This window comes from Corynebacterium sp. MSK218, assembly GCF_030232655.1.
In the GTDB taxonomy this organism is placed as follows: Bacteria; Actinomycetota; Actinomycetes; order Mycobacteriales; family Mycobacteriaceae; genus Corynebacterium.
The window spans coordinates 16,903-40,179 of the sequence record NZ_JASPGN010000017.1 but is presented as its reverse complement, the minus strand read 5'-3'; the positions used below and the strand labels follow the sequence as shown (position 1 = coordinate 40,179).

The 23,277-nt window shown below is 58.0% G+C and carries 16 protein-coding genes; 11 read left to right on the top strand and 5 right to left on the bottom strand.

The window, feature by feature from the left end:
- The 8 genes from QP922_RS11880 to QP922_RS11845 all read left to right on the top strand — a co-directional run bounded on the left by QP922_RS11880 (nt 1) and on the right by QP922_RS11845 (nt 16,590).
- Complete coding sequence (locus QP922_RS11880) at nt 1-801, top strand: electron transfer flavoprotein subunit beta/FixA family protein (RefSeq protein ID WP_284809714.1); 801 nt, start codon at nt 1-3, stop codon at nt 799-801.
- Between the two features lie 12 nt (nt 802-813).
- Entirely contained in the window at nt 814-1,773 is a 960-nt protein-coding gene (locus QP922_RS11875) for an electron transfer flavoprotein subunit alpha/FixB family protein (protein ID WP_284809712.1), read from the top strand.
- Nucleotides 1,773-2,897 (top strand): cysteine desulfurase family protein, encoded by a 1,125-nt coding sequence (locus tag QP922_RS11870; protein WP_284809710.1) that lies wholly within the window; start codon nt 1,773-1,775, stop codon nt 2,895-2,897. Before QP922_RS11875 ends, QP922_RS11870 begins: the two co-directional genes overlap by 1 nt.
- Before the next feature lie 103 nt (nt 2,898-3,000).
- Nucleotides 3,001-4,254, top strand: a complete 1,254-nt coding sequence (locus QP922_RS11865) for an alpha/beta hydrolase (protein ID WP_284809709.1) — start codon at nt 3,001-3,003, stop codon at nt 4,252-4,254.
- A complete protein-coding gene (locus tag QP922_RS11860) occupies nt 4,235-6,679 on the top strand; it encodes a phosphatidylglycerol lysyltransferase domain-containing protein (RefSeq protein ID WP_284809708.1) in 2,445 nt (814 codons plus the stop codon). Before QP922_RS11865 ends, QP922_RS11860 begins: the two co-directional genes overlap by 20 nt.
- Nucleotides 6,680-6,729: 50 nt before the next feature.
- Nucleotides 6,730-11,721: a DEAD/DEAH box helicase gene (locus QP922_RS11855; protein ID WP_284809707.1), complete on the top strand. Its 4,992-nt coding sequence runs from the start codon at nt 6,730-6,732 to the stop codon at nt 11,719-11,721.
- A 21-nt stretch (nt 11,722-11,742) separates the two neighbouring features.
- Nucleotides 11,743-13,248, top strand: coding sequence for an ATP-binding protein (locus QP922_RS11850; RefSeq protein ID WP_284809706.1), 1,506 nt, complete (start codon nt 11,743-11,745; stop codon nt 13,246-13,248).
- A gap of 150 nt (nt 13,249-13,398) precedes the next feature.
- A complete protein-coding gene (locus tag QP922_RS11845) occupies nt 13,399-16,590 on the top strand; it encodes a Z1 domain-containing protein (protein WP_284809705.1) in 3,192 nt (1,063 codons plus the stop codon).
- Nucleotides 16,591-16,691: 101 nt separating this feature from the next.
- On the opposite strand, the gene QP922_RS11840 is transcribed toward QP922_RS11845, so the two are convergent.
- Nucleotides 16,692-17,066, bottom strand: a complete 375-nt coding sequence (locus tag QP922_RS11840; protein ID WP_284809704.1) for a hypothetical protein — start codon at nt 17,064-17,066, stop codon at nt 16,692-16,694.
- A gap of 198 nt (nt 17,067-17,264) precedes the next feature.
- Between QP922_RS11840 and QP922_RS11835 the strand changes: the two genes are divergently transcribed.
- On the top strand, nt 17,265-18,419 hold the full coding sequence (locus QP922_RS11835) for a glycoside hydrolase family 25 protein (protein WP_284809702.1): 1,155 nt from the start codon (nt 17,265-17,267) through the stop codon (nt 18,417-18,419).
- A gap of 23 nt (nt 18,420-18,442) precedes the next feature.
- On the opposite strand, the gene QP922_RS11830 is transcribed toward QP922_RS11835, so the two are convergent.
- Nucleotides 18,443-19,285 carry a spermidine synthase gene (locus tag QP922_RS11830; protein WP_284809701.1) on the bottom strand — a complete coding sequence of 281 codons (843 nt, stop codon included), beginning with the start codon at nt 19,283-19,285 and terminating at the stop codon, nt 18,443-18,445.
- Between the two features lie 104 nt (nt 19,286-19,389).
- Here QP922_RS11830 and mnmA point away from each other — a divergent pair, with 104 nt between their 5' ends.
- Both mnmA and QP922_RS11820 read left to right on the top strand, forming a co-directional pair.
- The gene (gene mnmA, locus QP922_RS11825; RefSeq protein WP_284809700.1) at nt 19,390-20,475 is read left to right on the top strand and encodes a tRNA 2-thiouridine(34) synthase MnmA; all 1,086 of its coding nucleotides are present in this window, start codon (nt 19,390-19,392) and stop codon (nt 20,473-20,475) included.
- A complete protein-coding gene (locus tag QP922_RS11820) occupies nt 20,476-21,384 on the top strand; it encodes a uroporphyrinogen decarboxylase/cobalamine-independent methonine synthase family protein (RefSeq protein ID WP_284809698.1) in 909 nt (302 codons plus the stop codon). It abuts the gene before it with no gap.
- Nucleotides 21,385-21,391: 7 nt separating this feature from the next.
- Here the strand turns inward: QP922_RS11820 and QP922_RS11815 are convergent, their stop codons facing one another.
- The 3 genes from QP922_RS11815 to QP922_RS11805 all read right to left on the bottom strand — a co-directional run bounded on the left by QP922_RS11815 (nt 21,392) and on the right by QP922_RS11805 (nt 23,227).
- Entirely contained in the window at nt 21,392-22,513 is a 1,122-nt protein-coding gene (locus tag QP922_RS11815; protein ID WP_284809696.1) for an ATP-binding protein, read from the bottom strand.
- A gap of 73 nt (nt 22,514-22,586) precedes the next feature.
- Entirely contained in the window at nt 22,587-22,982 is a 396-nt protein-coding gene (locus QP922_RS11810) for a type II toxin-antitoxin system VapC family toxin (protein WP_284809694.1), read from the bottom strand.
- On the bottom strand, nt 22,979-23,227 hold the full coding sequence (locus QP922_RS11805; RefSeq protein WP_284809693.1) for a FitA-like ribbon-helix-helix domain-containing protein: 249 nt from the start codon (nt 23,225-23,227) through the stop codon (nt 22,979-22,981). Before QP922_RS11805 ends, QP922_RS11810 begins: the two co-directional genes overlap by 4 nt.
- Between the last annotated feature and the right edge of the window lie 50 nt (nt 23,228-23,277).

Here is a 23,277-nt window from a genome sequence, read left to right as displayed (position 1 = left end):
ATGCCAGTCATTGTGGCTCTGGTTAAGCACGTACCGGATACGTGGTCAACGAAGACCCTCGAGGCGGACCACACCTTGGACCGCACCTCGGTGGATAACGTCATCGATGAGGTTAACGAGTACTCCGTCGAACAGGCACTGCGCCTGCGTGACGACAACGCCGATGCCGGCTATGAGGTTGTAGCCCTCACCATGGGCCCGGCCGCTGCCGATGAAGCCCTGCGCAAGGCCCTGGCCATGGGCGCGGACCACGCCGTGCACGTGGTCGACGATGCCCTCGCCGGCGCCGACGCCCTGGCTACTGCCTGGGTTCTCAACGCCGCCATCAACCAGGTGGCAGAAAAGTTCGGCGAGGTCCAGGTCATCACCTTGGGCAACAACTCCTCCGACGCCTCCACTGGCCTTGTTGCTGGCCTCCTGGCCGAGTACCGCCAGCTGCCCGCGCTCACCGAGCTCAAGGCAGCCTCCCTCGCGGGTGCCACCGCCACCGGCACTCGCGAGGATGCCCACGGCCACTGGGAGCTTGAGGCCAATCTCCCAGCCCTCCTGTCCTTTACCGACAAGGCCGATAAGCCGCGTTTCCCCAACTTCAAGGGTCTGATGGCCGCCAAGAAGGCCGAGGTCACCACCCTCGCCGTGGCCGACCTCGGCATTGATGGCGTGCCGTCCACCACCACGGTCACCGCCTCTGCGCAGCGCCCGGCCCGTACCGCCGGTGAGGTCATCACCGATCCGGATGCGACCGTGGCAGCTGCCAAGGTCGCGGACTTCCTGGCCGCCAAGAATCTCATCGAGGGTTAAAGGAGAAAAGATATGTCTCACGTTTATGTCCTAGTTGAGCACGAAGCAGACCAGCTGAGCCCCGTGACCGGCGAGCTCATCACCGCTGCGCGCGCACTCGGTACCGTCTCCGCCGTCGTGGTGGCCAAGGATGCCGCTACTGCCGCTTCCTTCGACGCCGAATTGGGCAACTTGGGCGCCGCCCAGGTGGTCCAGGCCACCGCCGCGGATTATGAGCAGCGCATCGTCACTCCGGAGGTCGACGCCCTCCACGCCTTGGCCGCCAATAACCCGGCGCCCATCGTGCTGGCCGCCACCCCGACCAACAACGAGATCGCCGGCCGCCTCGCTGCGCGCCTGGGCTCGGGTGCTCTGGTCAACGTCGACGGCATCAATGCCGACGGCAGCGCACACCACACCATCTTCGGCGGCTCCTACGAGACCTCCTCCACGGCTACCGGCTCTGTGGTCTACACCCTGCGCCCGGGAACCGTCACCGCGGAACCGCAGCCGGTCACCGCAGCTCCTGCTCCTTTTGAGCTGCCGGCTGCCACGGCGAAGGACGTCACCGTCACCTCCTTCACTCCGGCTGAGAAGACTGCCCGTCCGGAGTTGACCTCGGCCAAGGTCGTTGTGGCCGGTGGCCGCGGCGTGGGCGACAAGTTCGCCGACGTGGTGGAGCCGCTTGCCGACGCCCTCGGTGCCGCCGTCGGTGCTACCCGCGACGCCGTGGACGAAGGTTTCTACGACCCTGCTTTCCAGATTGGTCAGACCGGCGTGACCGTGTCCCCGAAGCTCTACATCGGCCTGGGTATTTCCGGTGCTATCCAGCACACCTCTGGCATGCAGACTTCGGAGACCATCGTTGTGGTCAACCAGGACCAGGACGAGCCCTTCTTCCAGATCGCTGACCTGGGCGTGGTGGGTGACCTCCACGAGATCGCCCCAGCCCTGGCCGCGGAGCTGGCCAAGCGCAAGGAGGCCGGCAACTAATGCCGCTCTACCTCGATTACGCAGCCACCCAGCCCATGCGCCAGTGCGCCATTGACGCATGGACGCAGGCAGCCGGTTCCCTCAACCCGGGCGCGTCCTATGCCTCAGGCCGCAAGGCGCGCTCCGTGCTTGACGACGCCCGCGAGACCGTCGCCGAGCTGCTCGGCTGCGAACCCATCGAGGTCATCTTCACCTCCTCCGGCACGGAGGCGGACAACATCGCCATTCAAGGCCTTTTTCGTGCGGCGTCGGATACGACGCCGCGCATCGTTTCGACCCCCATCGAGCACCCCGCCGTCCTGGAGACCGTGGAAAAGCTGCACACTGAGCACGGCGCCACTGTGGACCTGCTTCCGGTTGATTCCACCGGCCACGTCAGTGACCTCACAGCCCTGGATACCCCTGCCGCGCTGGCCACGTGCATGTGGGCCAACAATGAGACCGGCGCTATCCAGCCGGTCGCCGACATCACCGAACGCGCCGCCGCACACAACACCCCGGTGCACATTGATGCCGTGCAGGTAACCGGTAAGCTGCCCATCAACTTCCACGAGCTGGGCGCCACCACACTCGCAGCCAGCGCCCACAAGTTCGGCGGTCCCCGCGGCATTGGCCTGCTGCTCGCTCGCCGCACGCCAGCACCACTGCCACTAGCCTTCGGCGGTGGCCAGGAGCGCGGCATCCGCCCCGGCACCGTGGACGTGGCCAGCGCGAGCGCTCTCGCTGCGGCCCTGCGCGAGTCTGTCGCTGAGATGGAGCAGGAGACCACTCGCCTGAGCACCCTGCGTGACAAGCTCAAGGCCGGCATCGAGGACAGCATTGACAACGTCATCATCAACTCCGCTGAGCCCGCCTTGGCCTCCCACCTGCATGTATCCTTCCCGGGCACGGATGGTGACAGCCTCATCATGCTTCTCGACGCCGCCGGCATCGAAGCCTCCGCCGGTTCCGCCTGCCATGCCGGTGTCAACCGCATGTCCCACGTGCTCGAAGCCATGGGCATCGACGAAGAACACGGCCGCGGCAGCCTGCGTTTCACGCTGGGCCGCCTCACCACCGACGAGGACATCGACGCCGTGCTGGCCGAGCTTCCGGAGATCATCCGCCGCGCCCGTTCGGTCTAGCTCTCCGGTGCAGGAAGTCCTCCCGACCAAAATCACAGGCAATCAGGCATATTCACAGATAGTCTCCAGCTCTTTCGGCACGGCAGGGGTCTATGTTTAATTCGTGAATAGCTTCATCCAGTCCGTGCTGGGCCTGCCGCTGACGGACTCTGTGAACGGCGGGATCTACATTGCCATTCTGGTTATCAGCGCGTTGCTCATCGCATGGCGCCTGCGCAAACGCGATTTCGTGTCCTTCCTTCTCGCCGCAGTCATTGCCGTCGTGGCCTACTTCGCTCTTAAGCATTGGGAAGTCCCGTTCTACCTTTTCGTGGCCGGGCTCGTACCCATCGCGGCACTCATCTCCCTCATTCACCATTCCGGCCGCCGCATGCTCATGACCGTCATTGCGGCATTCTCTACCTTGGCCGTAGCTGGTTTGGTGAATATGGAGTACCAGTCCTACCCGGACATTGGCTCGCTTAACCCCACCCCGGTGGCCCAAGAAATGGACTATGCCCAATTCAAGGGTTTGAAGTCCTCGGATTCCGCTGCCATTGTGCACCTTGATCTACCCGGCACTACCTCAGGTTTCACCGCCCGCCAGGCCACGGCCTATATCCCGCCGGCCTATTGGTCTTCCCCTGAGCGGAGCCTTCCTGTACTCGTCCTGCTCCACGGCAACCCAGGTGGACCCGAGCAATGGTTCGGTTCCGGTGAGGCCGCGGAGACCGCCGATGCGTTTCAGCGCGTCAATGGGGGAGTTAGCCCCATCGTCGTGGCGGTCGACGCCACGGGTAGTGAAACCGCTAATCCCATCTGCGCCGATTCCTCCGTGGCCAAGGTCATGACGTACCTGACCACCGATGTACCGACAGGAATCAAGAGCGCCTTCCGCGTCGATGAGAACCAACAGCACTGGACTGTCGCTGGCCTCTCTTATGGCGGAACCTGCTCGTTGCAGATTCTCACCAATCACCCAGATGCCTTCGGCAATGCCGTCGACATCTCCGGCCAAGCAGAGCCGACCATTGGCAAACACGCCGACACTGTGGCCAAATTCTATGGTGGTGATGAAGCCGCCTACCAAGCCGCTAATCCCGCACACTTGCTGGCAACGAAGAAGTACCCCGACCTTCAAGTTATCTTCATCGCCGGTAACCGGGACACTGCTGCGGTGAAAGCACTCAGCCAACTGAGCGACGCCGCACGAGGCGCCGGCATGCGCACCTTCTACACCACCCGTCCCGGCGGCCATTCTTTTGACGTGTGGCGCCCAGCTCTGCGCGAAACCTTCGCCTGGATCGCCCGCCAAGGTGGTATGAAAGATGTGAACGATCCTTTTGATGGAGTCCAAGATGCAGATCTTCAGCACTAGCAATCTCCGCAAATTCTTATGGCGCACCCCGGTGACCTGGGTGCTGATCGTCCTGATGTGGGCACTAGCCATCGTGACGTACCTAGCACCTCAACTGGACGGTATTACTCAGACTATCGGGCTGACCGGCCGAACCTTTGGCACAGTCGTTGCGCTCACCCTCATGGCCTTGGCCTTCGTGCTGTCTTCGGAATACCGGCTGGGTTCCCTGCGCACACTCGCCGTTGGTATCGTCACGCAGCTAATCTCCGTTCCCTTGGCCTACGTGGCCGCCCACGGCATCGAAGAGCTTGGGCTAAACCGTTGGGGCGATGATCTTCTGAGCTCCACTGACTTATCACCCATCGGTTTTATAGTGGGTACTGCCGGCTTCGCTTCTGCTTGGATGCCTCGCCTATGGCAGCGCCGCGTGCGTGTGAGCATTCTTGCCTTGACTCTCACCATGGCCCTGTATGGCGGTACGTTGAGCGACGTCCTCGGCGTCACCGCCTCAGTGCTTTCCATCGCGGCGGGCATTGCGTGGAGTGTCTTTGCGCCTCGCACAAATGCGCAGCGCCCCACTGCCTTCCACCGCGCCTCGGTACCTGAACGCCGCGTGCTCACCGCGCTCATCTTGGGCGTGGTAGCCATTGGCCCAGCCTTCGCGGCCCTTGACCCGCTGGCCGAAGGGCCCTTCAGCCCAGTCACCCGGCTGATGTGGTCCTTCAACTCCGCTGCCTACCACGCCACTGAACTCTGCCAGGCTGGCCCCGCAAGCCAGGGGTGCTTAGCCGCCCTCGACGTTGCCCGCGTCCAAGGCGTTGGCCCGGCCATCGCCAGTTTTATGCCGCTCATCATCCAACTGGTGCTGTGCTTTGGCCTCATCCGTGGTCGCCGCCTGGCCTGGTGGCTTTCCGCCCTTACTCAGCTACTCGTCATCGCTGTTCTTCTAGCACAGCTGTGGGATCTGAGCCAAGAAGGCCTTGTGCTCTACGGCGTAAATCTCGCCGCTGTGGTCTTGCCTTGGGCCACCTGCCTCGTCGTGCTCATCTGGAACCGCCGCGTGTTCCACCTCCACGAAAGTGCGCGCGCGCTGGGTCAGGCCGCAGGAAAGATCGCAGCTGCCCTTGTCATCACGGCCGCTTTCTGGAGTGTTGGCGCACTACTTTTCAAGGACGGCTTCGTCGAGACAGCCACTGCCGGATCGATACTGGCCGAACTCCCGCTGCGTTATGTCCCACCAGTCGTGGCTACGCTTCTTCCGCTCAAGCTCGCGCCGACCACTTGGCTGACGTGGGCCCTCTACGAGTGGGTAGGCACCCTGTTCTGGATGTACACCTCTTGGGTGGTCTACCGCATGTTTGCTACTCCTGCGAACCCCGAGGCCGCGGAGGCCCGCGAACGCGCCCGCGCCATCCTAGAGCAGGGCAGTGGTGACCATCTCTCCTCCATGACCTTGTGGAAGGGCAACCGCTACTTCTTCAACGACAACAACTACGTGGCCTACCGCGTCTACAACGGCATTGCACTCAGCCTCGGCGAACCCGTGGGCAGTGATCCGCAAGCCACCGCATCCGCCTTCGAGGACTTCGCGCGCGAACAAGGCTGGCGCCCGGCCTGGTACTCGGTTAGGGAAAGCTTTACCCGCCCCGGCTTTCGCCGCCTCGAAGTAGCTGAGGAAGCCGTCCTGGACACCTCTAACACCGAGTTCAAGGGAAAGAAATTCCAGAACATTCGCACCGCTCGCAACAAGGCCGGCAAAGAGGGTGTGACCACGCTGTGGACGGAGTGGAAGGACCTCGATCTTGCCACCCGCAACAAAATTGCGGAGCTCTCCGAGGAATGGGTCTCCGACAAGGCTCTCCCAGAGATGGGCTTTACTTTGGGCGGTGTCACCGAGCTGCGGGAGGAAGGCACCAAGCTATTGCTCGCACTGGGGGAGGACGGCACGTTGCACGGCGTGACCTCTTGGCTGCCTGTCCGTGAGAACGGAAGCGTGGTGGGCTATACCCTCGACGTTATGCGCCGCGCTGACCACGGTTTCAAGGGGACTATTGAGCTGCTCATCTCCGAGGCCATGATCATTGCCGCCGGCGAAGGCTGCGCCTGGATTTCACTTTCTGGTGCGCCCCTGTCAGGCACACCGGAGGAACCCGGGCTTCTCGACGCCCTCCTCACCCGCCTCGGCGAAGAAATGGAGCCCCTCTACGGCTTCCGCAGCTTGGCCGCCTCCAAGCGCAAGTTCCAGCCTGAAGAGCACAAGTGGTACTTGGCCTACAACGATGAGTTGGCACTTCCCGCCATTGGCCTTGCCGTCGTCCACGCCTACGTGCCGGACATGCGCGCAGCCGACGCCGCCCGAGCTGTGAAGACGTGGTTGGCGGAGCGCAAGCAAGCCAAAACTGGGCACAGTGCAACGGAACACAGCAAAGCAGATCCGCGCTAAGACCAGTGTGTTAACAGAATCTCGTGCATACAGTCAGGCACAATGATGTCATGTCGAAGTTCTCTGAGGTCCTAGAACAGCTGCGTGAAAACCAACCAAAGGCAAAGTACGGCATTGCCTTTGAGAAGCTGATGGTCAACTATTTCAAGACTGACCCGACTTTGAAGAACCAATTCGATGAGGTTTGCCGCTGGACGGATTGGCGCTACAACGGCGGCAAGGCAGATACCGGCATTGACCTGGTGGCCCGCCGCGTCGATGACGGCACGTGGACCGCCATCCAGTGCAAGTTCTATGACTCCAAGGCGCGCATCCAGAAATCCCACCTGGATTCCTTCTTCGAAGCCTCCGGTCATTCCTTCGAAACGGAAGAAGGCCGCCAGCACTTCGGCAGCCGCCTGATTATCTCCACCACGGACCATTGGTCCTCCCATGCGGAGGATGCCCTGGCCAACCAGATTATTCCGACCAGCCGCATTGGCATCTCCGCCATCGCGGAATCACCCATCAACTGGGATGTGGCCTTCCCCGGCTCGGAAGTGCGTGATAAGACCATCCAGATTAACCTCTCCCAGCGCGAGACCTTTGAACCCCGCCCACACCAGCAGGCAGCCATCGACAAAGCTATCGAAGGCTTCAAGACCCATGACCGCGGCAAGCTCATCATGGCTTGCGGCACCGGTAAAACCTTCACCGCCCTGCGCCTAGCGGAGCGCGTTGCTGAGGACAACGGCGGCAAGGCCCGCATTCTCTTCCTCGTGCCCTCGATCTCCTTGCTGTCCCAAACCCTGAAGGAGTGGACCGCCCAGGGCCGCCTGGACATGCGTGCTTTCGCAGTCTGCTCCGATAGCAAGGTTTCCAAGAAGGCCGAAGACATCGCCGTCTATGACCTTGAGGTGCCAGTCTCCACCGGAGGCAAGGACATCACCACGCGTTTTGAATCCGGTAAGCGCGCCAAGGGCCTCAACATCGTCTTCTCCACTTACCAGTCCATCCAGGCTGTGCACGATGCCCAACAGGTGGGCCTCGATGATTTCGACCTCGTCATCTGCGATGAAGCCCACCGCACCACCGGCATCACCTTGGCTAATGAGGACGCCAGCAACTTCGTCCGCGTCCACGATGCCGACTACATAAGGGCCTCCAAGCGCCTCTACATGACGGCTACCCCGCGCCTTTATGACGAAGCCGTTAAGGGCAAGGCCGAAGAGCACTCCGCGGAGCTGGCCTCTATGGATGATGAAGCCATTTACGGCCCGGAGTTCTACCGCCTTGGCTTCGGCGAGGCCGTGGACAAGGGCCTGCTCACGGACTACAAGGTGCTCGTTATGACCGTGGATGAATCCGTCGCCGCCCAAGCCATGGCCCACAGTGAGAACAACCAGGTGAACCTTTCACTAGCATCCGCCATGATCGGCGCTTGGAACGGCCTGGCCAAGCGCTCCGGCGAACTGCAAGGCAAGAAGGGCGGTTTTGAGGAAGACGCCCAGCCCATGCAGCGCGCCGTGGCCTTTGCCAAGGACATCAAGACCTCCCAACTCATTGCGGAGACCTATCCCTCGCTCATCGGCACCCACCAGGAACTGCTCAAAGAAAAAGCAGTGCTTAACGACGTCTCCCTGACCAACGTCGACCTCAACGTCGCCGCCCAGCACGTCGACGGCGGCATGAACGCCATGGAGCGTGGCACAAGGCTGTCCTGGCTGGAATCCCCAGCAGGGGAGCACGAGTCCCGCATGCTCACCAACGCGCGCTGCTTGTCCGAAGGCGTTGACGTTCCTGCGCTAGACTCCGTCATCTTCTTTAACCCCCGCAACTCCATGGTGGATGTGGTCCAGTCCGTCGGCCGCGTCATGCGCAAGTCCGAGGGCAAGGACTACGGCTACATCATCCTGCCCGTCGCCGTAGCCAGCAATGTCTCCCCGGCAGAAGCACTCAATGACAACCAACGCTTCAAGGTGGTCTGGCAGATCCTCAACGCGCTGCGCGCCCACGATGATCGCTTCAACGCGAAGATTAACTCTATCGCTCTCAACGGCACGACTGGACAGGAAGACCTGCCCATCGACGTCGTTCATGTCCCAGGGGACGACGAGAAAAGCGATGCTGAGAAGCTCAAAGAGGCCGAGCAGGCTAAGTCGACAGAGCCGCTGGCGGATAACTCAACCGTGACCCAGCAGATTGCCTTGTTCTCACTGGAGCAGTGGCAAGAAGCCATCTACACCAAGCTGGTGGACAAAGTCGGTACCCGCACCTACTGGGAAGACTGGGCCGACGACGTCGCCACCATCGCGGAGAACCAAATCACCCGCATCAAGGCGCTACTCGACGGCGCCGATGGAACCCTGCGCACCGAATTCGACAGCTTCGTCGAAGGCCTGCGCAATAACCTCAACGATGGCATCAGCGACGAAGACGCCATCTCGATGCTCTCGCAGCACCTCATTACTGCGCCGGTCTTCAACGCGCTCTTTGAGAACCATGACTTCATCACCCACAACCCCGTGGCCCAGGTCATGGAGAAGATGGTCAAGGCATTGTCCAAGGCAAACCTCGATACCGAAACCGAGTCCCTGGAGAAGTTCTACGAGTCCGTCCGCGTCCGCGCCTCTGAGGTGAACTCTGCTTCCGGCAAGCAGCAGGTCATCAAAGAGCTCTACGAGCGCTTCTTTCGCAAGGCCTTCAAGAAGCAATCCGAGGCCCTCGGCATCGTCTACACCCCAGTCGAAATCGTCGACTTCATCCTGCGCGCTGCCGATGACGTATCCAAGAAGCACTTCGGCAAGGGATTAACCGATGACGGCGTGTGCATCCTCGACCCCTTCGCCGGCACCTCCACCTTCACGGTTCGCCTCCTACAGTCCGGCCTCATCAAACCGGAAGACCTCGCCCGCAAGTACGCCAACGAACTCTTCGCCACCGAGATCATGCTGCTTGCGTACTACGTCTCCGCCGTCAACATCGAGACCACCTACAACGCCCTGAGCGAAGAAGCAGCGCTGCGCAATGGCGAACCCGCACCCGAGTACGTCCCATTTACCAACATCGCGCTAGCCGATACCTTCCAAATCCACGAGGAAGGCGACATCCCGGACCTCAACATCTTCAGTGAGAACAACGAGACCATCGAGCGCCAGAAGAAGGCTCCCATCAACGTGGTGATTGGTAACCCGCCGTACTCAGTTGGTCAAAAGTCTGCGAATGACCTCAATGCGAATCAGAAGTATCCAAGCCTAGATGCGCGGATCTCGGAAACGTATGCTGCTAGGTCCACCGCGACCAATAAGAACTCACTTTATGATTCCTACCTTCGTGCCTTCCGTTGGGCAACTGACAGGATTGGAGATCAGGGTGTAGTTGTCTTTGTCACCAACAATGGTTGGATTGATGGAAACACAGGTGACGGTATTCGTTTGTCCATGGCAGAGGATTTCACTGATCTCTACATATTCAATCTAAGGGGTAATTCTCTCACTGCTGGAGATGTCGCGAAGCGGGAAGGGGGAAATGTATTTGACATTCGGGTAGGCATTTCTATTGCTATCGGCGTGAAGAAAGCGAACAAGAAGTCTTTTGAATTGCACTATGCAGCTTCACCTGACTATGCCTCCAAGGCGCAGAAGATTGAAGATGTGGTTAATGCAACTATCAGTAATTTGAATTGGCAGTCAATTGTTCCCAACAAAGACGGTGACTGGCTGAATCAGCGCTCGGAAGAATTCGTAACTTGGCCAGTACTGGGTGAAAAGGGTGGCGCGTCGACTAAAATTTTTGAAGTCCATTCTCGTGGCCTATCAACCGCTCGAGACGCGTGGACTTACTCGTACACAGGTGGTCGACTGCTCTCTAGCCTCGGAATTCTGGCCGGTACCTATGCTGAAGCAACTGCGGCGCTACAAAATTGGCTCACTGAACAAGGAATCCTAAAGCCCCGGGAAAGGGACGTGACTGCATTCCTACAGGCCCACCCGCATTTCGCAGACACTACTATAATCTCCTGGAACCGGACGCTGAAGAACCTTGCAGCTAAGGACACGGAGATTCCGGTACGCCGTAATCGGGTATATCGTTCGCTATATCGCCCTTTTATGAAGCAGCGGGTCTACTTTGAGCAGTCACTTAACGATATGACGTATCAACTCCCATCAATGTTCCCAACCCCGGAACATCGGAATATAGGAATCATTGGAACAGCTGCTGCAGATAGGGCAAAGTTTGCAGTGCTGTCATCTGAATATTTGATTGATCTGAACTTCTGGGGTGTTCCGGGCCAATACTTCCCCCGCTTCACCTGGGCCGCCGTCGAAGCTGACGATGGTGGGCTGTTTGGTGAGGGAGGCGTCGCCAAGCAAGGCGAAGCCAGCATCTACGGTGACGTTGGGGAAGTCGTCGATGGCTATGTGCGCGTGGACAACATCACTGATGAGATTAAGGCTCTCTACCGTGATGCGCTGGGTGCGGACATCACGGGTGATGACATCTTCCACTTTATCTACGGCAAGCTGCATGACCCCGGCTACCGCACGAAGTACGCGGCTGACCTAAAGAAGATGTTGCCGCATATTGAGACGCCAACGTCGCGCGCGGAGTTCGACAAGTTTGCTGCTGCGGGCAAGGAACTGATGCATCTGCACGTGAATTATGAATCCGTCGAACCGTGGCCGCTGGATATTCAGGTCAAGGGCGATGAGGCAGACCGTGAGACGTGGCGCGTGCTCAAAATGAAGTGGGCCAAGCGTAAGGACCCGGAGACGGGCAAGAACGTCAATGACGTGACCAAGCTGATTTACAACAAGCGCGTGACTATCGCTGGCATTCCGGCCGAGGCGGATGAGTACATGCTGGGTTCGCGCTCAGCTGTCGCCTGGCTGATTGACCGCTACCAGGTCAAGAAAGATAAGGCCTCCGGCATTGTTAATGACCCGAATGATTGGGCCGATGAGGTGGGCAACCCGCGCTACATCGTGGATCTGATTGGGAAAGTGGTGCGCGTGGCCATGGAGACTGTGCGGATTGTGGATGGGCTAGAGCCGGAGTACTAATTAAATGGGGTTTTCATGAAGATGAGCGGTGACGTTGAGGTTGAAAAGACAATCGAGCTTCCGCCCACGGAGTCCATTCAACACTCACTAGGGGCCAACCATGATTTGTGCTCGGGCATAGATGAACTTGTCGATAATGCGATCGATGCGAAAGCATCTAGCGTCTGCATTGTCTTTCATGTCGATGGCTATCGTTTAACCCGAGTAGCTATTCATGATGACGGAGCCGGTATGAGCGCTCAGAAGATGGAGCGTGTACTTCGACTTGGTGGGCACGAAGCCGGATCGGCTGGCACTATCGGTATTTATGGTATGGGGATGAAAGAAGGCTCATATGCTAATGCCGATACTGTGACTGTTGTATCACGTTCCAAGGGCCAGTTTCCTGCTGGAATTCGAATGCATAAGGGGAGCTTCACAGCAGAAGTTTTTAGGGAAAGAGCTCTTACCAGTCTTTGGAACCTACGTGACCGTCTTGTGGATCTTAAGCGTGGTACTACTGTGCTCTGGGATGACTTGGTCGGCGTCTACGAAGGAACCAATGAGGAAGAGGGATTGTCTTTTCTTTCTGTGACGATTGAAAGACTTCGAAAACATCTGGGGATTCGCTATCACCGATTCCTCGAGGAGGAACGCGTGAAGATTCGTATCTTCACGCTTTATGACTCAGGGGAGCCGTTCGCAAATCCTCGGATTGACCCAATCAATCCTTGCGGGTATCGCAAGTCTGGTGATCCTCGATATCCCGTTTCGCTTACGGTTGGAGGTGAGTGTGGCGCGCTCGGCGTTACTGCTCATATATGGGGCAATCGTTCGAAGACTGATGCGTTTGATCTCGAAGAAAAAGATACTCTAGGGCATCAGGGATTGTTCGTATATGTAGCTGATCGGCTCATCACTAGTGGTGGGTGGTTTGGTCTATTTGAGAAGCGAAAAGACTACAAGCTTTTGCGCATTGTCATCGACGACCCAAGAGTGATTGATGAATATATAACCATCAGTCCGCAAAAGGGATCAATTCGGCTGAGTGAAGGGTTCCATAGATTTGTTGCAAGCCTGCAGGTCTGTGAAGTACCGGGTAAGTCCTTCGAAGATGTGTGTTCGGATGCGCGAGAAGTGCTTCGGAATTCCAACAAAAAGTCAGGTAAGGCGGATCCGCTTGCTGAAGGAGGACAGGGGCTTGCTCCAGCCATTAAGCAAGCAATCGAGGATGAGGCAATACTAAAGCCCCGAAACCCAATAAACGTTCTTTGGGGAAAAGTGCCCGAAGGCTCCTTTGTCGAGGTTGACTCGAGTGCAAATACGATTCGAATAAACCGAAGGTATCGAAAGCTTTTTAACGCGGGTAAAGGGTCTTTAAATGATGCGCCTTTGTTAAAAACCCTACTCTTTCTTCTTTTTAATGACATTGCAACGTCGAAGAAAACAAGCAAGGCGAAGTCGAACACAGAGCTTTGGTCAAAGCTGTTGTTGGCGGCTGCCGACGAGGAGCTTAAACAAAACGAGCAAAGAGAAGAGAAGTCTTGAACTCTTTCGTGAGATAGATGACACTCGAGGCCTTCGAACAATTGTGTGCAAAACTCAAGATGATTGTCCGGCGTTTCGCGTATCGTCAAGCATTGAGCCACTTAAATGGCAGCTCAAGGCAAGTCTTCCCCAACGCGATAGGAGCAGATAGTGGACAACAACTCGACTGGCCAGACCAAATCCGGATTTGCGACTCTTAAAAGGGCAATGGCCAATGTGCTGAACCCTTCAAATCTCACTCTATTGGCAACTGTCGAGCAACGCCTCGAGCTTATGGAGGGGTTGCCAACTACTTCCGAGGCGCTCCGAGAGTTTGTTGAGCATGCGTCTGAGGATGAAATTCAACCCTTGATGACGTTTATCCTGGCCGCGATTGACGCAGAGACTGATGTGTTGAAGCCGGAGACTGATTCTGAGCCGAAGTCGGATGACCGCCGTGATTGGGTCTTTGCTCAACTTGGTTTGTCTTTTGTCGCCGAAGAGTTGTCTGAGCGTTTGCCAGATCCGGAACCGGCCGTCATTATCGAAGATAAGTTCACTGAGTGGTACACGGCTGCGCGCCGGCAGGAAGTTACAAACTACTGGGACGATTATGTCCGGGTATTGAGTCGGAACGGCTGGGATGCAGAATCTATTGGAACGGTAGGTGCACAAGCCACCGAAGTTATTCGTCGAATCGATGACCCAAAGAAGCCCTATTCGTTCTCATCTCGAGGACTCGTGGTTGGCTACGTCCAAAGTGGAAAAACCGCAAACTTTACTGCTGTGGCCGCTAAGGCCATTGATGCCGGCTACCGGTTTATCGTGATTCTTGCTGGCACGATGGATAATCTCCGCGAACAGACACAGCGGCGATTGGATAAAGAACTGTGCGGTCGAGAAGCTGTTTTGAGTGGCCTTGATGAGGCTGATCTCACTGCAAAAGAGCGGAAGGATGAGACCTACTTCAATGGGGACGAGGAGTGGGAGCGCGAATGGCAAGACAAGGGCGGAGCTTTTGTAGCCCACGGTCCGTCTTATGGAAAGACTGGTTTTCCACGGGTTAAGCGAGTGACCACGTCGGTTCGTGACTACCGGCGTACGGGAACTAGTGCAATTGAGATTGAGCGTCCTGACAAGTCGAAACCGGTGCATCACCCGGACAATTTGGACAACATGCCGTGTCTCGTGGCAGTTGTCAAAAAGAATGCTTCGGTACTCAGGAATCTGAATTCTGATTTGCGTCGTGCTGCTCGTCTCAATGATGACCTTAAGCATCTTCCAATGCTTGTTATCGACGACGAATCGGACCAGGCATCCATCAATACAAAAAATCAAAAACTGAATAGGCGGGAAGAGCGAGAGCGTACAGCGGTAAATGAGCAGATTACTGACCTACTTAGTATTTGTCCCCGTGCTCAGTACGTGGGGTACACTGCTACGCCATTCGCTAACGTGTTTATTGACCCCTCTGATCCAGAGGATCTCTACCCGCGACACTATGTGTTGATGCTCAACGAACCCCCAGCGTACCGCGGTGCTAAGTGGTTTCACGACCGGATGGATTTTGCAGATTCGCCGGAAGAGGCTACACGCCTAAATTCACAGAGCAAGGCCTTTATTCGAGACTTGGCTGACTCGAAGTCTTTCGCTGAGGAAGAGGCGTTTGAAGAAACTCGTGTGGAAGAGCTTGGCAAAGCTCTCGACATGTTTGTTCTTACTGGCGCGATCAAGAAGTTTCGCGAGGCTAATCATCCAGGTCTGTCGTTTAAGCACCATACCATGCTTGTTCATGAAGGAGTGGGTACGGATATTCACCGTGACGGCAAAGAGATTTTAGAAAAGCTATGGGAGAGGAGGGCCTACAACCTGGGCCGGCCAAACTCTCGGATGAAGAGGCTTTTCGAAGATGATCTCCTCGATGTTATGGATATTGATCGATACTCTGAGGGTTATGCGGTTCCGCGAACTTATGCTGAACTTTTGCCGTATATCAATGAAGCTTATTCCGAAATGATGAAGGGGGTTCAGCCAGGAAAATGCCCGGTCCTTCAAGTGGATACTCAGGGTAAAGAGAGTCCAAACTTCGAGTCAGGTGGAGTGTGGAAAATTCTCGTAGGCGGAGCTCAGCTTTCTCGTGGTTACACTGTTGAGGGGCTAACCATTTCGTATTTTCGTCGACGTACGGGAAGTGCCGATACATTAATGCAAACTGGCCGTTGGTTTGGGTTTCGAAAAGGGTATCAAGATTTGGTCCGCTTGTATGCTCCCGTAGATCTGGTAGAGATGTTTGAGGCGGCAATGCACGATGAAGAAGTATTCCGCGACAATGTAAAGATTTATGCTCAGCAGCCGCTGGATTCTGACAAACGGTTAACACCAAGCCGCATCGCTCCATTGGTAAGACAGTCGCTCCCGGACCTTAAGCCAACCAGCTCGAATAAGATGTTTAATGCTTATATTCGTTCAAGTGCTGCTGCGCCGAATGTCGTCGAGCTCAATTCTATTCCAGATCGGCAGGACCGCGATGCCCTAGCGTACAACTTTGAAAAGGTCGGAATTCCTTTGCTGCAGTCGCTAGGCTCCGAAATTACTCAGATGGCGTATTTCCGATTGGAGGGCATACGCAGTGGAAACATATTTGCACATGCTGGCCGTAAGAACTTCCATGTGGGAACCGTTAGGTCCGACGTATTCGTTGAACTCTTGGATTCTATGAAGTGGTACGAAGGCGCCAAATATAAGGAAAATATCGTTACCCCGCACGTTAGGTATCTCCGTGGGTTGATGGGAGACGGACGTCATTCAAAGGTGGATCGGTCTGATTTTCGAGAGGTTGCTGTCTTGCTGCCAATCTTGTCTCAGAATCCAGAACGGATTCACGTGCCAGGGGTTCCCTTCCCAGTTCCGCTAGTGAAGCGCAGTCGACGTGAAAACCGTCACGATATTACTGGTACTGACCGTAAGAATACTTACATTATGCAGAGTATTGCTTCCGGAGAGTCGGTCCTTAAGCCTCGATTGAATGACTTGTTCGACTATGAACGATTTTTGTTGAGGAAGTTCGAACCAATTGATGGCGATGAACCGTTTGATTTGGATTCCGAGACTGCTACGAAACGTGGCGCGCTCTTGATTACAGCTTTCGATGATCGAAGGCCAGAATTGGTTGCCAAGAGCAGGCAGGAGGGTACTTATGTGGCTCCAAGCTGGAGTAAGGGGGAGGTAGGCCTAGCGCTTGCCTTTAACTCTCCGCATGATGCTGTTCGCGGAAATAATGGCGTCGTTGAGTGGGGAGTGCACCTTCGAGGCGACGGTGATGGCGAAGATGTTGTAATCGAAAACCTTAACGCACAGGGCTAAATTGGTTGACGCACACACACAATTTGCAAGTGTGCGCACGTCCCTTAATCCGTAGCCGAAAAACTTTGGAGGATTGTGGGGCGCCGCCAAGCACTGCCCAATCACTTGCTGTAGTGCACGATGATGGGGACCAGTGCCACAGCTAAGAGTACGAGAGTGATGGTGCCGGTTTTCTTGCGCGCTGGATCATCGGATAGCAGTGCAGCCAAGGCTAGGAAGGCAAACAGCGGTGTTAGGACGAACATCGCCAAGAGCAGACCGATAAGGATGAAAAGGCCTAGGAAGCCGAAGAGGAATGACGCGTCGTCACCAACGAGATCCGCGATGAAGAGTGAACCGTATCCAAGCGCCCAGCCGCAAAGAACGACAATAGTGCCTTTGAGGGCAAGCGTCTCATTGAAGAATCGCGCCAAGCCGCGCCGTTCGGCCGGTGACTGCTCTTCGGGATGATTGGGCCCGGCGGAGTGCTGATCCATGGCGCTGTCCTTTGTCGGCGTCAGTGTCTGGTGTTGCCATTGCCTGATTACGTGGTGGCGAGGTTGAGCTGCAGTGTAGCAGCGGGCGGTGCTGCACGGCGGGGCTCTGGGGAGTGGCGTCAGTGATGTGACAAAAGCGTTTAGTGTTTCGCGTGTTGTTTCAGTGATTGGTGTTAAAGCGGAGGTAGTGTGGCGCGCATGAGCCATGCACTTCGCCTTGTTACCGCCGCCGTTACCGCAGTAGCGGCCGTTGCTTTATCCGTTTCCACTGCTGTTGCCATCCCGTCCTACGCACCTTCCGGTGTGGATGTCTCCGGCAATAACCACATGTCCCTGCGCGGAATCGATTGGGATGCCGTGAAGTCCGATGGCCAGTCCTATGCCTTCGTCAAGGCTACAGAAGGTATCGGGTTTGTAAATTCTCACTTCGTGCGTGACGCCAACGCCGCAGCTGCTGCTGGGCTCAAGGTTGGCGCCTACCACTACGCACGCCCGGCAGGGGATGCCAAGCAGCAGGCGGCCAGCTTCGCCTCCCAGATTGCGCTGGTGCCGACGCAGACCCTTCCGCCGGTGCTCGACATTGAGGTTGATGAGGGCTTGAGCGCTAAGCAGCTGGAGGAGTGGATCGACACCTTCATGACGGAGGTTAGGTCCCTGACAGGCCGCACCCCGATGCTGTATACCTACAAGTACTTCTGGATGGGCCAGATGGGTAACACCACACGTTTCTCCGAGTACCCGCTGTGGTTGGCGGCCTACCAGGACACCGCGCCAGACCCGGTCGGCGGCTGGGGCAAGCTGGCCTTCTGGCAGCGCTCGGGTTCTGGGCGAGTGGCCGGCATTGAGACCGACGTTGACCTGAACCTCTTTAACGGTACTGAGACTCAGCTGCATTCCTTCTCCGGTGGCAATTACATTGACTTCGGTGGCATATTGGATGACCTGGTCATTCCGGGCGTGGACCTTGGTGATGACGCCGGCGTGCTGATTGCCGGAATCCTGGCGCTGGCAGCAGGTGCGGCCGCCGTTCCTGCCGTGGCTGATGCTGCGAAGGATGCGGGCTTGGAAGTGGATCCGACCGGGCTTGTGAAGCAGGCAGAGAAGCTGCTCAACACTGGCGCTATTAGCACCGACGACCTCAAGGACCTGGCACACAACGACGCTACCGTCGGCGACCTGGCAATCTTCTTGGATAACGCGCAGCACCTGCAGGACTTTGATGCCAACAACGTCAGCGAGCAGGACGTAGAGTATGCCAGCCGTGCCGCCCGCAGTGTTGGTCACGCCGCGGGTGTGGACATCCCGGCATTTGATTCCAAGCAGGTGGCGGACCTGCTCAAGAGCCTGGGCTAAGTCTCTTTAGGACTTGAGTGTCCTTAACTCTCCACGCCCTCCGGGGCGTCGTGGCGTGGGCTCGCGCCGGTAAAGAAGCGGCGGGTCCAGGATTCGTCGCGGAAGTGTGCAGGCACCGCACCAGAGAGTAGCGGCTTGGCTAGGGCGGCGGCTTCGGGGGAGCCGTCCGCAGGTAGCTCGGTATCTGAGCCGATGAGAATAATGTTGCCGTAGCGTCGGCCTTTAAGCATGGGGGGGTCGGCGATAACCGCGAGGTGGGCAAAGACCTCCGCCATTCCGGCTAGCTCCGCCTTCGCGCCTTGGAGATCGGAATGGTCGCCGCAGTTGGCCACGTAGAGGCCACCGGGGCTTAGCGTGGCATGGGCGTGCTGGAAGAACTCTTTGGTAGTCAGAGGTTCAGGCGTGACGGCGCCGGCGAAGACGTCGCGGATGATGACGTCAAAGCGGTTCGGCGGAAAGCCCTCGGTGACGGCACGTGCCTCGCCGGCGCGGATTTTCACGCGGGGAGAAGAGGGGATATCGGCCAGCTCACGGATGAGCTCGGCCAGCTTGGCGTCGAGTTCGACCACCGTGTTGTGGGAATCCGGCCACAGGTCAGCGAAGTAGCGGGGGAGCGAGCAGCCACCGCCGCCCAGGTGGAGTAGGCGTTTGCCGGGCGCGAGATTCTCTACCGCGGCAGCGATCCAGCGCATGTACTCGAACTCCAAAGTGCGCGGCTCATCGGGGATGAGGTGTGAGGAAGGCACGCCATTGATATTGAGGATGAAGGCGCCGTCGCGGAAAGGATCCGGCTCGACAACGAGCTCGCCGGTGGATATCTCGTAGGTGCCCGCGATGGAGTTGGTGGTGTTGCGCTTTCTGCCCATAGTGCCTCTTAGCTTAGGGAATAGGCTGTGTGGTCCGCGTGTTGGGGTATGAGGTACACCGCGACTAGCCTTGGTGGACGACAAAGCAACGAGAAGGGGAGAGCATGCGAGTACTGGTAGCCATGTCCGGCGGCGTCGATTCCTCAGTCGCCGCTGCGCGTGCGGTGGAGGCGGGCCATGACGTCATTGGCGTGCACCTAGCGCTGCACAAGGATGCGCAGCAGACCCGTGAGAAGGCTCGTGGCTGCTGCTCCTTGGAGGATTCCGCCGATGCCCGTCGTGTGTGTGACAAGCTCGGCATTCCTTTTTACGTGTGGGACTTCTCCGAGGAGTTCAAGGAAGCCGTCATCGGGGATTTCGTGGATTCCTATGCTCGCGGTGAGACCCCGAATCCGTGCTTGCGTTGCAATGAGAAGATCAAGTTTGCGGCGCTGCTTCGCAAGGGCATGGCCTTAGGTTTTGATGCGGTGGCCACCGGCCACTATGCCACTATCGACGATGAAGGCTACATGCGCCGTTCCTTGGATGAGAACAAGGACCAGTCCTATGTGTTGGGTGTCATCACCAAGGAGGAGCTCGACCATTGCTTCTTCCCGATTGGCGATACTCCGAAGCCGCAAATCCGCGAGGAAGCCAAGCGCCACGGATTCTCTACTGCGTCCAAGCCTGATTCTTATGACATCTGCTTCATCCCGGACGGCAATACGCAGGCCTTCCTGGGCCGTTCCATTGGTCTGCGCCCCGGCATGATCGTGGATACTGAGGGCAAGGAACTCAAGGAACACGACGGCGCATGGAACTACACCATCGGCCAGCGCAAGGGCTTGGACATCAAGACGCCGACTGCGGACGGCTCCCCGCGCTACGTCACCGACATCGACGCCGCCACCGGTACTGTCACCGTGGGTTCGCGCGCTGATCTCGCTGTGACGCGCATCAATGCCGACCGCCTGAAGTACCTACACCCAGCTATGGAAGGGGATTTCGACTGTGAGGTGCAGGTGCGCGCGCACGGCTCTGTCGTGCCGTGCCGCGCTCAAGTTGACCGCGAGGGCGACCGGATGACACTAGAGCTGACCGAACCACTGTCCGGCGTAGCCCGCGGCCAAGCGGCGGTGCTTTATCTGCCGAGCCCGGATGAACTGGGTGATATTGTGCTCGGTTCCGGCACTATCTGCGGGACGGCATAGATGACTGGATTCGCGCTCGGCCCCATGCCCGGTACGTCCATCGCGGAAGCCGCGGACATCATCTTAGGGGAGACCGAGCTTCCCGCCATCCCGCAGTTGCCGCAGCGCGGGCTGGGCTCCGATGCAGTGGGGCGGACAGCGAGCATGCTGGAGGCCATCTCCATTGACCGCGGTCCACGGTCCTGGCGCATGACGGCGCGCCCGCAGCTGCTGACTCGCCGTGCGTGGGATCGCTTGGAGCGCGATCTCGACGAGATCCAAGAGGTGTGGGGAGAGACCGTGCCGCGCATCAAGGTGCAAGCACTTGGCCCGTGGTCCTTGGCAGCGAGCATTGAGCTTTCCGACGGCCACCGCGTGCTCAGCGACCGCGGAGCCTTTAGCGAGTTGGCTGAATCTCTCCTTTATGGTGTCCGCGCCCATGCCCAAGACGTCGCGCGCCGCTTCCATGGAGAGGTCTACGTTCAGCTCGACGAACCGCTTTTGGCCGACGTCATCGCCGGCCGCATTCCGGGGACCACCGACTTTGATACCATTCCCGCCGTTCCGGACGAGGTGGCACTAGAGCAGCTTTGCGTATTCGAGGCAGACTATCTTCACGCCCCGTCGTTGTGGTCGGTGGCGCGTGCCGCGAAGACTTTTCTCACGGATTTCACCGGGCTGGGGGTACCTGAACACCTCGACGGATTGGGCGAACACTTGAGCGCAGGCTACCGCGTTGGTGTGGGCATCCCCGGAGAGGATGCCCGAGCGGAGGCCATCTCACTGGCCAGCCACCTCGACCGCATCGGGATGCCGCGTGAGCTTCTCGTCGATTCCTTCGACGTCTACCCAACGCGGGCTAATGCCCATACTCTGCGCTCGGCCACCGAGACGGCGGCTATCCTGACGCGCGATGCGGGTGATCTGTAGTTCAGCGCTAGTCCACGCGGCCCAGGCTGTCCGTTGAGGTGAAGTAGGCCTCCATGTAGGGGATGACGAACTGGAGCTGGCCGTGGGCGGTGCGTTCGATGAGGTCTGCATCGATAAGCCGCTGGCGAGTGGCCGACAGGGAGCGCACCGTGCGGTCTTGGCACGCCGCGATGTTCTTGATTTCTGCCGTACCGTTCTCCATGACCGCACTCATGGCTTCTAGGAAAAGGCGCTGCGCCGGCGGGAGAGCTAGGGTCGCGGGTTGGTGGACCTGTGCGCCGAGCACCGCGATGGCCTCGGCGGAGATAGCGTTCACACTCGTGGCTTCGATGCTGTGGGAGCCCTCGCGCTGCGCCCTGCCCCAGGCTAACGACCCCACCAGCTGCACGAGGTAGGGATAGCCGCGGGAAAGTCTTACAGCGGCAGCTACACCATCTTCGGTGAATTCAAGCCCGGAGTGCGCGGCTGTTTGTGTGAAGGCGACTTCGGCGTTGGCCGGGGAGAGTGGGCCTAGCACGAACTTTTGGGCTCGGCGTAGGAAGGTTACACCCGGAAGATCCAGCAGGCGGTTAACTCCTTGCGGCAGGCCCGCGGCAATGATGGCAACGTCGAGCTCATCGCGCACCAGATCCTGGTAGGTCGCGGCCAGGGAGGTGAGGTCGTCGGCCTCTGCATCCTGAACTTCGTCGATGGTGATCAGCGCGCCCACACCCTTGAGCTGCGCCAGTAACTCGCGCAGGCGAGTGTTCAGCGTGGGCTTATACGGTTCCTCGGTGTTGTGTTGGATACCGATAGTTGCACCGCCGATGCCGATGCGATTGACCTTGCTCTTGTCAGCAGGTGCGAGCTTATCCATAATGCGCGGGATGGTGGTGTCGACGAGTTCTTCCACCATGGAGCTGCGGCCGGAGGCGCGCAGTGTAATCCATCCGCGGGTAGAGGCGATGTCCTCCAACTCATTGAGCAAAACGGTCTTGCCTATGCCGCGGGCGCCGCTGATAATGAGGGAGCGCCCAGGGGAGCCCGGCTCTGAATCGAGCGCTGCGCGGAAGGTGTCGAGCACCGCGGTGCGGCCGACCCAAAACAGTGGCGGTACACCGAACGTGGGGCGAAAAGGATTTTCTGGCATGGCGCTTAGTCTACCTATTTAGGAGATTTGGGAGGCTTTTCTCTAAGGCGGAGATTTGGGAGACTTTTGGCTGTCAGGGTAAGCTATCCACGTTGATTGAGTAGGGCCACGCGGCAATGAGGCGAGCATCGCGGCTGATGAGAGGGGCCTCGAAGATATTGGACACTGCTACATAAGCTGAATCGTAGATGGAGAAGGTGTGTCGACGGCTCCATACATGGTTGGCGATGTCTCCGACGCTTATCAATTCAATGTTGAATTCCATGACGTCGTTGGCTAGAAAACTTGCCGTAGCACTGTCGATTGCTTCTGCCCGCTCCAACCTTTTTAATACGTTGAGGCACTCTAGGGGCATGTGGCTTGGGGCAATGAATTCGGCCCCGGGGTAAGTAGCGGTAAACCGTTGAACCGCATCGCGTTTCAAGAGGAATTCGATCGCTGCGGAGGCATCGATGGCTAAAAGCGTCATGAAGCGTCCCGCGCTTCACGAATTGCGGCCACCACGTCAAAGTCCTTCTTGAGTTCAACTGGTTCGCGCTGTGCGAGTTCCTCCAGTTTTTCTTCTAAGGATGGGCGCTTAGCTACCTTTTCAAGGGTTTCTCGGAGGTAGCTAGAGAAGGAAACCCCTTTACGGTCGGCACGTTTCTTGAGAATATCGACGACGTCTGCATCGACATCGCGGATCTGCACAGTGATTGCTTCCGGGCTTGTCATGGTCACGATCTTAGCGCATGCACTCTGCATGCGCATTGTCTACGTGTGGG

Excerpts from the sequence above, each read along its gene's own strand:
- QP922_RS11880 (WP_284809714.1), top strand. The coding sequence starts at position 1 with ATGCCAGTCATTGTGGCTCTGGTTAAGCACGTACCGGATACGTGGTCA.
- QP922_RS11855 (WP_284809707.1), top strand. The coding sequence starts at position 6,730 with ATGTCGAAGTTCTCTGAGGTCCTAGAACAGCTGCGTGAAAACCAACCA.
- QP922_RS11870 (WP_284809710.1), top strand. The coding sequence starts at position 1,773 with ATGCCGCTCTACCTCGATTACGCAGCCACCCAGCCCATGCGCCAGTGC.
- QP922_RS11805 (WP_284809693.1), bottom strand. The coding sequence starts at position 23,227 with ATGACAAGCCCGGAAGCAATCACTGTGCAGATCCGCGATGTCGATGCA.
- QP922_RS11810 (WP_284809694.1), bottom strand. The coding sequence starts at position 22,982 with ATGACGCTTTTAGCCATCGATGCCTCCGCAGCGATCGAATTCCTCTTG.
- QP922_RS11830 (WP_284809701.1), bottom strand. The coding sequence starts at position 19,285 with ATGGGCAGAAAGCGCAACACCACCAACTCCATCGCGGGCACCTACGAG.
- QP922_RS11835 (WP_284809702.1), top strand. The coding sequence starts at position 17,265 with ATGAGCCATGCACTTCGCCTTGTTACCGCCGCCGTTACCGCAGTAGCG.
- QP922_RS11850 (WP_284809706.1), top strand. The coding sequence starts at position 11,743 with ATGAGCGGTGACGTTGAGGTTGAAAAGACAATCGAGCTTCCGCCCACG.
- QP922_RS11840 (WP_284809704.1), bottom strand. The coding sequence starts at position 17,066 with ATGGATCAGCACTCCGCCGGGCCCAATCATCCCGAAGAGCAGTCACCG.
- mnmA (WP_284809700.1), top strand. The coding sequence starts at position 19,390 with ATGCGAGTACTGGTAGCCATGTCCGGCGGCGTCGATTCCTCAGTCGCC.
- QP922_RS11820 (WP_284809698.1), top strand. The coding sequence starts at position 20,476 with ATGACTGGATTCGCGCTCGGCCCCATGCCCGGTACGTCCATCGCGGAA.
- QP922_RS11815 (WP_284809696.1), bottom strand. The coding sequence starts at position 22,513 with ATGCCAGAAAATCCTTTTCGCCCCACGTTCGGTGTACCGCCACTGTTT.
- QP922_RS11875 (WP_284809712.1), top strand. The coding sequence starts at position 814 with ATGTCTCACGTTTATGTCCTAGTTGAGCACGAAGCAGACCAGCTGAGC.
- QP922_RS11860 (WP_284809708.1), top strand. The coding sequence starts at position 4,235 with ATGCAGATCTTCAGCACTAGCAATCTCCGCAAATTCTTATGGCGCACC.